This window comes from Corynebacterium sp. HMSC06D04 (assembly GCF_001807315.1).
Lineage (GTDB): Bacteria > Actinomycetota > Actinomycetes > Mycobacteriales > Mycobacteriaceae > Corynebacterium > Corynebacterium simulans.
In genome coordinates, this window is sequence record NZ_KV788522.1 from 1 (window position 1) to 13400 (window position 13400).

The following is a 13400-nucleotide window of genomic DNA, read 5'->3' on the forward strand; positions in this document are numbered from 1 at the left end:
CGTGACCAGCGGGCCCAGTGTGTAGAACGGGGCGATTACTTGAGAGGGCTAGCTGGTTTTATGGGAAGCGGGCATTTGTTCGATATCGCATTTCTTCTTCTAGGTATAGGGTCTAGCTATGTAATCCACAGGCTACCGTTACTTAGGCTAGGGGCCCGGGTAGGTGCCTTACCTTCTTGGGAACGTCGCTCTATGTGGGTGAAAGATTCTTAGTGATGGGCCGGGCCATGGTGTGTAAACCGTGGGGAGTGGATTGCGTACAGCTGATGAGGCGCGGTGTCTCATTACACAACTCATGTAAAGGACCTGTTTCCGTGAACAAGATCTCTCGTACCGCTCGTTCGGTCACTTTCGCAGCAGTCGTAGGCCTCTCCCTGGGGATCTCCGCTCCGGGCGCCCTGGCTCAGGACGATACCGCCGCCGATGCTTCGGCGACTACCACTTCTGAGGCTCCCGCGGGCACCTCCGTTAACCCGGCCAACATCGACTTTTCCAAGAAGGGCTCCATCACCCTCTACAAGAAGAAGGGTGCCGAGTCTGGTAATGCAGCTACCGGCCAGGAGATGGAAGGCGTACAGGGTGAGCCGCTCGCTGGTGTGACCTACAAGATCACCAAGCTGAACTACGACCTGCAGAATGGCGACTGGTCTAAGTTCCCGAAGACGGCTGCCGATGCCAAGGGCCACGAGACTGAAGAAACTTTCGAGACGACCACCGGTGACGACGGCAAGGTGGCTTTCGAGAACCTGGATCTTGGCATCTACCTCGTTGAGGAGACCGATGCTCCTGCCGGCATCGTGTCTGGTGCTCCGTTCATCGTGTCGGTGCCGATGGTCAATGAGGCCTCCGATGCGTGGAACTACAATGTCGTGGCCTACCCAAAGAACACCGAGACCAAGACTGAGAAGACCGTCAAGGATGCAGATAAGCACATCCAGGATGGTTACACCTACACCATTAACGCTTACGCCCCGACCTGGGGCGAGGGCAAGAGCCTGACTGCTTTCCGCTTCGAAGACCAGCTGGATAAGCGCCTGGACTTCCAGAAGGTTACCGAGGTCAAGGCTGGCGACACTGTTCTGGAAACCGGTGACTACGAGGTCAACACTCCGGCTGACAACAGCAACAAGCTCATCGTCAAGCTGACTGACCAGGGCCTGACCAAGGTTGAGTCCGGCGACAAGATGTCCCTGACCTTCGAGGTCAAGCGCAAGGAGGTTGGCGACACCACTGAGCTGAAGAACCAGGCTGACGTCATCTTCAACAACCCGAATACCGGTAAAGAGGCCAAGAACAAGACCAACGAGGTCGTGACCTACCACGGCAAGCTGAAGGTTGTGAAGAAGGACGGCAAGGAGGCCGGTAAGGTCCTGCAGGGTGCGGAGTTTGAGCTCTACCGATGTGCCTCCGCGCAGGATAAGCTCGAGAACCCGCTGAGGGTAAACGGTGCGAACAAGTGGACTACCGGCGCTGACGGTACCTTTACAATCGACGGCCTGCACGTCACCGACTTCGAGGACAGCAAGGAGGTTGCTCCGGCAACCAAGAAGTTCTGTCTGAAGGAGACCAAGGCTCCGGCTGGTTATGCACTGCCGGAGAAGAACGTTACCGAGATTGACTTCACCCGCGAGAATATCGCGAAGACTGGTGAGCTCAACGGTGACGACAAGATTACCCTCGTGTCTGAGATCGACAACATCAAGCAGGACACCCCGAACCTGCCGATGACTGGTGGTGCCGGTGTCGGAATCCTGGCCGCTATTGGTGCAGCCATCGTCGCAGCTGGTGCATGGTTCGCTCGCCGTACCGCGCGCAACTAATAGCCGGGCGTAGTTCCGGTGGCGCAGACTGTCCATGGTGGTCTGCGCTGCGGGTCGGGTAGCCAAGGTAGGCAGCCCGACCCAATGAGGGGACTGGACTAGGCGTAGATTCCGGTCCCTATCTTTCTCTTTCGTTGTAATCCCGGTCGCGCTGCGCTAGCGCGTGGGCATTGTTTTGGGTGGTGCGGGTCGTTGACTTCGGTGGTAGGCCAGGAAATGGGCCGGCGGCACAGGCGCCGTGGAGGCTTAGCTCTTCCGGCGGTAATCGTTGTCGTCGGGTTGTTGGTGATGCTGTACCCAGTGGTCTCGACCGCCTGGAACAACTGGAATGCCTCACGGGTGGCGCAAGAGTATGCGCGACTGGACAAAGAGACACCGGCGCAGGTGCAGGACTCCGTATGGGATGCTGCGCATGCGTACAACGAGGAGCAGACTTCGGGTCCGATCTTGGATCCGTGGCTGAACCGTATCGGTGTGGATAATCCCGATTATGAGGCTTACCTGGAACAGTTGGGTGAGACCGAAGCGATGGCTCGCCTTGTCTTCCCAGCCGTAGACGTTGATCTGCCGGTGTTTCATGGCACCGCGGATAAGACACTGCAGCGTGGACTAGGACATTTATATGGCTCTGATTTGCCGGTAGGCGGACCAGGAACTCATTCCGTCATCACGGGGCATACGGGCCTGGCGAATTCAACGATGTTTGATCACCTCGACTCTGCCACCGAGGGAGATGTGTTCTACATCCAGGTTGCTGGCCACAAATTGAAGTACGTCGTCGACAGCATTCAAGTGGTTCTGCCGAGTGAAGTTGATGGCCTACGGCCAGTCGCCGATCAGGACTACGTCACGCTGATTACGTGCACTCCGTACGGGATCAACACGCATCGCTTGCTGGTGCGTGGCCATCAGGTTCCTATGGAGCCGGGGGAGGAGTCGGTATTTGAAGGCTCCCACGGCCCGGGTTGGCAATGGTGGATGTACGCACTGTTGGCTGCGGTGATTGTCATTGGTTGCTGGCTGGTGTGGTGGCTGCGACGGCAGAAGGCGGCCGGAGCGCAAGAAATTATTGGTGAAGAAAGTAGCGTGCGGGAGTAAGGCGATGAAGAGGTTGACAAATACTTGGTCGGCCCGAGTGGTTTCCGTCGGAGTAGCGTGTGCGGTTTCGTTCGCAGGGCCGGGCGTGGTTGCTGCAGAAGCGGTGCAGGTTGCCGGGCAGCAGTCCACTGGTGCCGAACGCACTTCGGCTACGGATACAGTGACAATCCGGCTGACACAAGGCAATCCCAACGACGATGGCCAGGCGCCCTCGGGAAAAATCCAAGGTGTCACAATTCATCTGGACCGGCTTGCCGGCTTGGACCCGACCAACGCTGACGACGCAGCCCGCGTACGGAACGCGAATCTCGACGAGGTTCGTGATTGGCGCACCGATGTGCACGTGGATCTGGTCACCAATGCCAATGGCGAGGTGACGTTTGATGGTCTAGCTCATGGCTTCTATGTGGTGACGTCTACAGCGCCGGATGATTCCTACCGAGAGATAAACCCGTTTGTGGTGGCGGTTCCATTCCACACGGTGGTAGATAACCCGAAACCAGTACCAGGAGTGATTGTGGCCAAGACCCACAAACCGGGTGAAACGCCGACGCCACCCACGTCGTCATCTGCTCCGAGCGCTCCGCCGTCACGCCCGGATACCCCGCAAACACCTCCGAACTATCCACCGACTAAACCAGGGAAGCCACCTCACCAACCCGAGACAACGCCGCCGGGTACTCCAAGTGCCGGTAAGACCTCAACCCCAGTAACGCCGTCGGGCAATGGTGGCTCATTGGCGATGACCGGTGCACAGGTAATCGGTGTAGTAGCCGCAGCGTTGGCATTGATTGCCACTGGTTTCGTGATGATTGCCTTTAGCCGTAGGAAGAATTCAGAAAGCGAGGGACGGTAATGTCCTGGACAGATTCTCATCTGGTCGAGCCGGTAGCGTATCGCTGGCGCGTCGTAGGGGCGTTCGCTGCAGTGCTGGCCCTAGTTTTTAGCGTCGCTGCGCCGGCTGCTCTTCCAGGTTTCATTGGCGCTGTCGCCGAGGCACAAACCACAGCGTTGCGTGTCGAGCTTGATTCCGCAGACCAACTGAGCCTGACTGTTGGCGACTCCGCAACATTTGAAGGCCACTTTGTTGACGCCGGAACCGTGGAGGAGTTGGAATTCACTGTTGAGACTGCAGGACTGGAGTTCGACGGCTCGGCCTACACACTGACTATCGACGGCGAAGTGATCCCCGTCCGCGAAGGAGACAACCTCGTTGTAAAATCAACCAGTTCTTCAGTGACTTTCCGAATCGCTGGCCTTTCTACTGACGTGCCAGCAGGGGCAGCTTTCTCACTGAAGATCCCAGCGGTCGCAGAGGAATCCGAACTGAGCGGGATGTCCGTCGACGTGCGTGGAGTAGCCGAGGAGACTACCAGCACGTCATCACCTGAATCCAGCGAAGCCTTAGAAGCCCCTTCGGAGGTGACTGAGCCGCTTGATATTGCTGACGTTGACGCGGCCCCAGCCCGTCTGATGGCGGCGCCGAACATTACCCCGTACGCTGCAGGCGACCGCACCATCACGATGGTAAACGATGGATACGTGCTTAAGGGAAGCCGATATATCCCGAACTTTAAGATTCCGTCCGGTGAGCTTTTTGGCGGCCAGCTGTCCATTCCGCAAGGCACGGTGGTTACCCTCAAATCCAGCGTTAACAGTTATTTATCGACTAACCCTGATGACCTGACGATCTATTACACCGGTGCCAACGGAGGTTGGTATGAGGCGAAGGTGACCTACAAAAGGATTAGCGCCAAGGAATACCAAGTCATCCTGCCGCAGATTACTATTGGTGGCACCGCACAGATTCAGTTTAAGGGTGTTCACCGCGGGCCAGACAATACAGTGTTTACAGCTTCCTTCACTGTTCCTGCGAAAGAAGAGTGCCAAGATCCGGTTACAAGCAGGCAGCCAAAGCGCGAGCTCACCCCAGCTGAATTTGCTGACGGTAGCCCTGTCTACGTTGTGACCAGTGAGCCTGCAGGCCGGACCCGCGATACCTCTGTCCTGCGCCGGCAGATCGACCAGGGCCGCGATTACCGGCAAGTAGGCGAGAAGACCCCATGGGTTTATAACTCTCTAGCATTCAATTCGAGCGACAACTGGCTCTACGCGGTGAGCCAGATTCGCGGCGAAAATGGTGATCCTTGCTACCCAGCAGGACATCTCCTGCAGATTAATCCGGCGACCGGTGTGGTACATAACCTTGGGCCTATCCTTACGTCCGGAAGCACCGGTACCCCTTTCGAAACGAGCAGCGACCGGGATCTGCTTAACGCGGGCGTGTATACCAGCGAGGGTTTCTTCGTGGCTAACACGTCTACCTCTGGTACTCGGCGCCTTTATAGAATCGATGTCGATAATGTCACTGCTAAACGCGTGTTCGGAAACCAGCAGTCTTTTTCGGAGGACTGGGCGGTGCTCCCTCAAGCCCAGAAGTACATGTGGGGCTTCCAGAGTAGATCTCAGGCCGGCGACAAGCTGATTCTTGAACGCATCGATACTCAGACCGGGGCAGTCAAGACCTGGGATCTCACGGGAATCAAGACTTTGGACGGGCGCACTATCTCCAACCCCTCCGCCTCGTGGGGCAAGGCATGGACCTATTCCAATGGAAACCTAGGGTTTGGATCGGGTAGTTCGGCTGCGAATCAGCTGGGTTTTGAGCTAAAAATCAGTAACCCGGACTCCGAAAGTCCGACGTTCGAGTTGGTCAACATAATGAACAACCTGCCTGCTTCATTTAACACGGATGCTGCTTCCGATCTGGTGCCGCCGCCGCCAGCGCTGCAATCCAACATTGCAGTGAAGAAGCAACGCTCCGAGACCAAGGCGGTAAACGGCGAGGTCCGTACTTTCTGGACCATTTCGGTGGAAAACACCACAGCTAACGCCAGCTCGGGAGGCACGTTCTGGGAGTACCTACCAACGGATACTCACTATGGGGTGAATGCTTCCGGTCCCACTGCTAAGTTCGAAGGCTTTGGGCCTGGATCCACACTCGTCAACGGGCGTAATCCAGGGCCTAACGAGATTGGCCCGGGGGCCGGTATTTATGCAGGCATGACTGTCCCGTCCGGAGCGGACGGTGAGTCCCGATACATGAAGGGCTATGTTGGTACACTTCCAGGACACGCGAAGGTAGAGTATGTCGTCTCTGCGCCGGTGCGAACGGATAAATACGGCAACCTCAAGACGGTGTGTAGCCCGAACAAAGTGGCTTTCCAAGCCACTGATGGTGAGGCCGGTAGCGACAACGTTGCTACTGAAGCCTGCTTCAGCAAGGTTGCTGTCGACAGTGCACCGCAACCTGTTCCTGGTGCGGCGAATGAATATACCGCGAAGTACAACGTCGTAGTAGCCGCCCCGGATGCTCCCGGCTTCGACACCAATGAGGTGATCTACGGAAAGCTGACGGATACCCCGAAGTTCGTTGGTGCCGCCACGGTTACTGGGGCCACTGTGGTCTTCAAGGACGAGTTCAACAAGACCAGCCAGCCGCAGTCGTACCAGGGGGCCGGTCCGTATGAACTCAACAAGAACGACACTCCAAAGATCATTAAGCCCAAGGGCGTCAATGGAAGCTCCGGGCAGCACGTCTACGAGGTGACGGTGCGCTTCAAGCTGGATCGAACCAAATTGAATAGCACATCCGTCCCTGCCGGGTACCCGAGTCAGCCTGCCGGTAACTCCCGCTGCTACACCAAGGATGGCCTACATGAACCCAACTTTGGCCTCATGAACGAGGCAGAGATGGGCGGTTGGAAAGACACCTCTTGTATCCCGCTGGAGACCAAGCAGATGGATGTCCTGCTTGAAAAGGTGAGCTATGATCCAGCCGCGCCGGACAAGATTCAAACCGACGAGTTGCTCGACGGCGCGCAGTTCACCGTCCACCGTGGTGACGCTGACGGCAACTTGAAGCTCAACGCGGATGGCACCGTCAATACTGATGCTAACCCCGTAGTGAAGCAGTCCACGACCACCACCACAGGCCGCGTCAAGCTCGAAGGCTTGGATGCCCCTGGCGTGTACTACCTCATCGAGACCAAGGCGCCGAACGGCTATAACCTGCTGCCCGCGCCAATCAAGTTCTCGACGGAGTGGGATCAGAATGGCAATGCAGTCATCAAGGTGCTCTCCGGAGGAACTGCTATCACCAGTAGTAGGTGCGCTGAGTCCGACACTGCTGCCAATTGCGTAAAGAAGGTCGGCATCCTTCAGGTCGCCGACATCACCAAGGGTGCACTGCCCAAGACCGGTGGTGAGGGCGTAGGCCTGTGGGCTCTCGCTGGTGCCGCGATTGTCGCGGCAGGGTGCCTCGCTTTGCGACGCCGCTGGGTATAGAACCACCGCTTGCGGCTACTTTTAGAAAAGGCCCGCTCTTCCAAACAACCAGGGAAGGGCGGGCCTTATTGTATCTTCATTGGCGGCTAGGAATCTTGCGGGTCGTCGTCAAGCGCGGCGTCCTTGGCGTTGCTGACATATTTGCGCCACCAGTAGATGAGCAGAAGCACGATGATGACAGCGGCTGCCAGAATGACCCACATCCACCACTGCCAGTGAACACCCGAGCTGTTGAACGCAGCCTCATCTTCCGGATCCATCGGCACTTGGTGGCCGGTGACGAGCAAGCGGTGGGTATTAACACCGTAGGGGGTGCAGGTAATGAGCGTAACGAGGTCCTGGCCTGGCTCACGGTGGAGCGAGCTGGTGTCCGCAGGCTCGACGACCCGAATATCGTGCACCTCGTACTTGAGCTTCTCGCCGCCGGCGGCGATGTAGAAAGCATCGCCCTTCTTGACCTTGGTGAGGTTGTCCCACAGCGTGGCATTTTGTAGGCCTGTGTGGGCGGAAAGTGCTGCGTGCCGACCCTCGCCATCACCTACGCCGCCGACAGGTAGGTCCGTGCCGTAGAGGTGGCCAGCGCCGCGGGAGAGCGCCTTTTCTGAAGTGCCGTGATAAATGGGCAGATCGGAATCGATAGAGGGGATGACGATACGACCCATGGCATCGGTCTCAGACAATACCGACAGGTACTGGCGGTAGCGCTGGTACTCGGGGGAGTCTTCGTTATCGGTGGTGGTCCACGCGTCGCCAATGCTGATTTGGCCCAACCCGGCGTTGTAGGCTTGTGCTTCCTCCCATGCGGTGTGCAGTACTTCTGGCGGGGCTTGCTTCTCCAGCTTGGCGTATTCCTCGGCGGCGCGGGATTGGGTGTGGTTGTTCCACTGCGTGGCCACGACGGGGTAGAGCAAGACACCGAGACCGACGAGGATCAGAATTAACGCAATGATGGCGTTGGGGTTGACGACGCCCTTCTTCTTGGGTGCGTCGCTGATTTCCGCTGGTTCGTGCTTGCCCATTGTGTCCTGCCTGTGTGGGGGTCTGTTGCCGCGCGTCCTAGGGGTTGACGTGGGGTACATAACGTGAGTGTTAGAACCTCAGACTAGATCGGAGAGAATCCGAAACTGTGCCTAGTCGCCGATAACGAAGCACAGGGCTTCATACCGATTTAGAGTGGCCTCATCGATGGCTAAGTTTTGATCAACCGCGCACAGTTCGCGGAGTTCATCGATTGTGCGGGGCGCAAGCTCTTGGAGTAGATGCTCACACTCAGCGCGAAGATCCGCTGTGGTTTTGGGCGTGAAGATAGGGGCTGTCATGGTCCATCCTGTAAGTATGAAATTAGTCCATGAACTGGGAAAATAAGTGGAGCCGACGACGGGAATCGAACCCGCGCCAGCAGTTTGGGAAGCTGCAGTTCTACCATTAAACTACGTCGGCGCAATGCATCTTGTGCATCGTCGTAAAGCTTAGCACCGCCGCCGCCTAAGGCCATAAAAGGCCCAGTGGGGAGGTAGACTATCAACCGTGCTTCTTTCTGATCGTGATATCCGTGCCGCCATTTCCGCTGATGCTCCCGAGCGTTTGAGCATCGACCCTTTCGACGCCGAGATGGTCCAGCCTTCCTCCATCGATGTGCGCTTGGACAAGTTCTTCCGCGTGTTTAATAACTCGCGCTATACGCATATTGACCCCAAGCAGGAGATGCCGGACCTCACCAGTGAGGTGGAGGTGGCCGAGGGTGATGCCTTCGTCCTACACCCCGGCGAGTTCGTGCTGGGCGCCACGCTGGAAAAGTTCACCTTGCCGGCCAACCTGGCAGGCCGCTTGGAGGGCAAGTCCTCCCTGGGTCGCCTAGGCTTGCTGACGCACTCCACGGCAGGCTTCATCGATCCGGGCTTCTCCGGACATATCACACTCGAGCTGTCCAACACCGCTAACCTGCCCATTTCGCTGTGGCCCGGGATGAAGGTGGGCCAGTTGGCTATCTTTAAGATGTCTTCGCCGGCGGAGGCTCCGTATGGTTCCGGCGCGCTGGGCTCGAAGTACCAGGGCCAGCGTGGACCGACGCCGTCGAAGTCCTATCTGAACTTCCGTTAAACTTTTCGTTCTCGCCGCGCGCTTCAGGTCAACCGCGCCTAAAATTCCCGGTTATGCGTATGACTGTGATTGGTACCGGCTACCTAGGTGCGACTCACGCCGCCTGTATGGCGGAGCTCGGCCACGAGGTACTCGGTGTAGATGTTGATGAAAGCAAGATTGAAGCTCTCAAGAACGGCCGCGTGCCGTTCTACGAGCCCGGCCTGCCGGAGGTACTCGAGCGCAACATCGAGGCCGGCCGCCTAGATTTTTCCACCAGCTATGACGACGCCGCGGAGTTCGCCAACGTGCACTTCCTCGGCGTTGGCACCCCGCAGGCCCACGGCTCCTACGCCGCGGATCTCACCTACGTGAAGTCTGTCATCACGGAGCTCGTACCGCGCCTCAAAGGCGAGCACGTCATCTTTGGTAAGTCCACCGTTCCCGTGGGAACTGCGGCGGAGCTGCAGGAGATGGCGAATGAGTTGGCCCAGGAGGGCAGCCACGTGGAAATCGCGTGGAACCCAGAGTTTCTGCGCGAGGGCTATGCAGTAAAGGACACCATCGCTCCAGACCGCATCGTTTTGGGCGTGCGGGGCGGGCAGTCCCGCGGCGAGGCTGTAGCCCGTGAAGTCTATGCCAAGCCGTTGGCGCAGGATACGCCGTTTATTGTGACTGACCTGCAGACTGCCGAGCTGGTCAAGGTCTCTGCGAATGCGTTTCTGGCCACCAAGATTTCCTTCATCAACGCCGTGTCTGAGATCTGCGAGATTGCGGGCGCGGACGTCGTAAAGCTTGCCGATGCTATCGGTTACGACGAGCGCATCGGCCGTAAGTTCTTGGGCGCAGGTCTGGGCTTCGGCGGTGGCTGCCTGCCGAAGGATATTCGTGCATTCATGGCACGTGCCGGCGAGTTGGGTGCGGACCAAGCGCTGACCTTCCTGCGTGAGGTCGATGCCATCAATATGCGTCGCCGTGACCGCACCGTGGACATGGCTAAAGAGGCCTTCCAGGGTTCGCTGTTAGGCCACCGCGTGACAGTTCTGGGATGCGCTTTCAAACCGAACTCTGACGACGTTCGCGATTCGCCAGCGCTGTCCGTGGCGGGTTCTTTGTCCTTGGCTGGCGCTGCGGTTACCGTCTATGACCCAGAGGGCATGGAAAACGCCCGCAAGGTGTTTCCTACGTTGAACTACGCCGCTGACTGTGAGGAAGCTCTGCGCGAGAGCGAGCTGGTTATTCTCGCCACCGAATGGCAAGAATTCCGCCAGCTGGACCCCGCCGAAGTGGCGGAGCTGGTCACCAACAAACACATCATCGACGGCCGCAACGTCCTCGACGTTGAGGCGTGGAAGCAGGCCGGCTGGACCATCGAGGCGCTGGGCCGCAGCCTCTAGCGAACGGACAGGGCGCTATTAGTAGCGTCAGGTTCGGGACCCGCCTCACGCTGCGGGATGGTCAGCGCTGCGATGAGAGTGGTGATGGGCACTGCTAGGGTCAGTGCCATTGCACCCACGGCGGAGCGCAGGAGCTCGGTGGCTACGAGGTCGCTGGAAAGAATCTGGCCCGCCGGGCGCTGAGCTGCTGTAATCAGCATGAGCAGCGGCACTGACGCGCCGGTATATGTGAGGACGATGGTGTAGACCATGGAAGCGATATGGTCGCGGCCGACCTTCATGGCGGACTTGAACAGCTCCGCAGGGCCTGCTTCGGGGTTGAGCTCATTGAGCTCGCGGACGGTGGAGGCCTGCGCGATGGAGATATCGTTGAGGCTGCCCAGCGCGCCGATGATGAATCCGCAGAGCAGGACACCCACGATGGAAACTCCGGGCATGTAGAGCAGGAGCTTGAGGTTGTCTTCGGAGCTAAGTCCCTGCAGGCTCGTTGAGTTGATAGTGGAGCTGGCCAGGAAAGCCGCCAGCAGCAGGGCGATGAGTGCACCGCCCAAAGCAGAGGCGGACTTCCAGTTGAACCCGTGCACGAGTGGTACAACGATGAAGATGATGGCGGCGCTGGTTACCAATGCCAAGCCCAAGGGGTTTGTGCCCTCGACGAGAGCGGGAAGCAAGTAGAAGAATACGATTGCGAGCGAAATTGCCAGGCCAATGAGCGAGCGCAATCCGTGCCATGCCGCGAAAGCAATGATGACGATAGCGGCGATGATGGCCCAGAGGACGAGGTTGCCGCTGCGTTGATAATCGGCGAAGGCATAGTCTACGTCCCCGTTGGGGCCGGTGGCCTCGGAGAGCAGGATCTTGTCACCCTCCTGCAAGTCTGGGTCACCCGCGACGCCAAAGTGCACCAGCTGGGTCATCTTGCCTGCGTTGTCCCCGGAGGTGATATCGATGAGGGAGCGGGTGCAATCGCCACCTGGCTCCGCCGGAATGAGTGGTGGCTTGTCGAAGGCCTTGCCGGTCTGATCCGACTGGCAGATGGCGTGGTCGACAGTCTTGACCGTGCCCTCGGCCTGCGGGTGGTTCAGAGCGTAAGTCTGCGAGAACTCTGCGCTCGTGTGATCTACCGGAGAAGTGGTAGGGCGCAGGAAAATAGCGCCGATGATGGTTACAAGGACGGCCAGCGCAAGCCCGATAAGCAGCGCGAGACGCCACGGGTTTTGGTTCGTCGCTAAATAAAGGCGGCCTCCACTAGGAAAGGAGACCACCGGCTTGGAAGCCGTCGTGTGTTTGCCCATGCAGCTTATTGTGAACGATTGTCAGTTCAAATGGCAACTGCGCACAAAAATTGCAAACAAATACGAGGCCTTTCACTTAGAAAGGCGGCTTGAGCTACTGGCGGTAGCTGGCCAGGAAGTTGCCGAGGCGCTCGATAGCGTTTTCCAGCTGGGAAGCCCACGGCAGGGTAACCACGCGGAAGTGGTCCGGGTTTGGCCAGTTAAAACCAGTGCCCTGGACCATCAGGATCTTCTCCGAGCGCAGGATATCCAGCATCAGCTTGGAATCGTCGTGAATCTCGTAGACATTCGGATCCAAGCGTGGGAAGCAGTACAAAGCACCCATCGGCTTGGTGACGGAAACGCCCGGGATCTCGTTGAGCTTCTCGTAGGCCACGTTGCGCTGCTTGAGCAGGCGACCGCCCTCGCCCGTGAGCCCGTAGATGGACTGTCGTCCGCCGAGAGCTACCTGGATTGCGTGCTGTGCCGGAACGTTCGGGCACAGGCGGGTGCCCGCCAGTAGGTCGAGACCCTCGATGAAGCCGCGTGCATGGCTCTTCGGGCCGGTCAGAACCATCCAACCAGCGCGGTAACCAGCCACGCGATAAGCCTTGGAAAGACCGTTGAAGGTAATCGTCAGCAGATCCGGAGCGAGGGACGCGATCGAGATGTGCTTCGCGCCGTCGTAAAGAATGCGATCGTAAATCTCATCCGCCAAAATTAGCAGGTTGTACTCACGCGCTACGTCTACAATGCGCTGCAGAACCTCGCGGGAGTAGACGGCGCCCGTTGGGTTATTCGGGTTGATGACCACGATGGCTTTAGTCTTTTCCGTGACCTTCGCACGGATATCCTCGATCGAAGGATTCCAGTCATCCTCCTCATCACACAGGTAGTGCACCGGCGTACCGCCCGCTAGGGAGGTGGCGGCAGTCCACAAAGGGTAATCGGGGGCTGGGATGAGTACCTCGTCGCCATCGTTAAGCAGCGCCTGCGTGGTCATGGTGATGAGCTCAGAAACACCATTGCCCAGGTAGACATCGTTGACGTCGAAGTGCGGGAAGTCCTCCAGCTCGTAGCGGGTGACAATCGCGCGGCGTGCCGGAATGATTCCCTTCGACGTGGAATAGCCCTGGGAAGTCGGCAGCGCTGCGATCATGTCGCGCATGATGACGTCCGGGGCATCGAAACCGAATACGGCAGGATTGCCGGTGTTCAGCTTGAGGATGCTGTGGCCGTCGAGCTCCATGCGCTCCGCCTCCGCAGAGACCTCACCACGGATGTCATACGCGACGCCCTGAAGCTTGGTGGATTGGTCAAAAATGCGGTTGTTCGGTGTAGTCATGGAAAGTATTCTGCCACTTACAGACTATAAATGGGTCAAC

The 13400-nt window shown here is 58.2% G+C and carries 9 protein-coding genes and 1 tRNA gene; 6 read left to right on the forward strand and 4 right to left on the reverse strand.

Annotated elements, in window-relative coordinates; translation table 11 throughout:
- The first annotated feature begins 314 nt into the window (after nt 1-314).
- The 4 genes from HMPREF3155_RS00005 (at nt 315) to HMPREF3155_RS00015 (ending at nt 7265) form a co-directional block, all read left to right on the forward strand.
- The gene (locus HMPREF3155_RS00005) at nt 315-1820 is read left to right on the forward strand and encodes a SpaH/EbpB family LPXTG-anchored major pilin (RefSeq protein ID WP_070432259.1); all 1506 of its coding nucleotides are present in this window, start codon (nt 315-317) and stop codon (nt 1818-1820) included.
- A 216-nt stretch (nt 1821-2036) separates the two neighbouring features.
- The gene (locus HMPREF3155_RS00010; RefSeq protein ID WP_070432260.1) at nt 2037-2918 is read left to right on the forward strand and encodes a class C sortase; all 882 of its coding nucleotides are present in this window, start codon (nt 2037-2039) and stop codon (nt 2916-2918) included.
- A gap of 4 nt (nt 2919-2922) precedes the next feature.
- Nucleotides 2923-3774 (forward strand): isopeptide-forming domain-containing protein, encoded by an 852-nt coding sequence (locus HMPREF3155_RS12395; protein WP_083281209.1) that lies wholly within the window; start codon nt 2923-2925, stop codon nt 3772-3774.
- A complete protein-coding gene (locus HMPREF3155_RS00015) occupies nt 3774-7265 on the forward strand; it encodes a prealbumin-like fold domain-containing protein (protein WP_070432261.1) in 3492 nt (1163 codons plus the stop codon). The genes HMPREF3155_RS12395 and HMPREF3155_RS00015 overlap by 1 nt, the downstream gene beginning before the upstream one ends.
- Before the next feature lie 86 nt (nt 7266-7351).
- Here the strand turns inward: HMPREF3155_RS00015 and HMPREF3155_RS00020 are convergent, their stop codons facing one another.
- Nucleotides 7352-8284 carry a class C sortase gene (locus HMPREF3155_RS00020; protein ID WP_070432262.1) on the reverse strand — a complete coding sequence of 311 codons (933 nt, stop codon included), beginning with the start codon at nt 8282-8284 and terminating at the stop codon, nt 7352-7354.
- A gap of 347 nt (nt 8285-8631) precedes the next feature.
- A tRNA-Gly gene (locus HMPREF3155_RS00030) sits at nt 8632-8705 on the reverse strand.
- 87 nt (nt 8706-8792) lie between these two features.
- On the opposite strand from HMPREF3155_RS00030, the gene dcd reads away from it, so the two are divergent.
- The gene (dcd, locus tag HMPREF3155_RS00035; protein ID WP_062036915.1) at nt 8793-9365 is read left to right on the forward strand and encodes a dCTP deaminase; all 573 of its coding nucleotides are present in this window, start codon (nt 8793-8795) and stop codon (nt 9363-9365) included.
- Nucleotides 9366-9418: 53 nt separating this feature from the next.
- Nucleotides 9419-10741 carry a UDP-glucose dehydrogenase family protein gene (locus HMPREF3155_RS00040; protein WP_070432263.1) on the forward strand — a complete coding sequence of 441 codons (1323 nt, stop codon included), beginning with the start codon at nt 9419-9421 and terminating at the stop codon, nt 10739-10741.
- Here HMPREF3155_RS00040 and HMPREF3155_RS00045 read toward each other — a convergent pair.
- The gene (locus HMPREF3155_RS00045; RefSeq protein ID WP_083281207.1) at nt 10738-12036 is read right to left on the reverse strand and encodes a YibE/F family protein; all 1299 of its coding nucleotides are present in this window, start codon (nt 12034-12036) and stop codon (nt 10738-10740) included. The genes HMPREF3155_RS00040 and HMPREF3155_RS00045 overlap by 4 nt on opposite strands.
- 94 nt (nt 12037-12130) lie before the next feature.
- Nucleotides 12131-13360, reverse strand: coding sequence for a pyridoxal phosphate-dependent aminotransferase (locus HMPREF3155_RS00050; RefSeq protein ID WP_061924969.1), 1230 nt, complete (start codon nt 13358-13360; stop codon nt 12131-12133).
- Nucleotides 13361-13400: the final 40 nt, after the last annotated feature.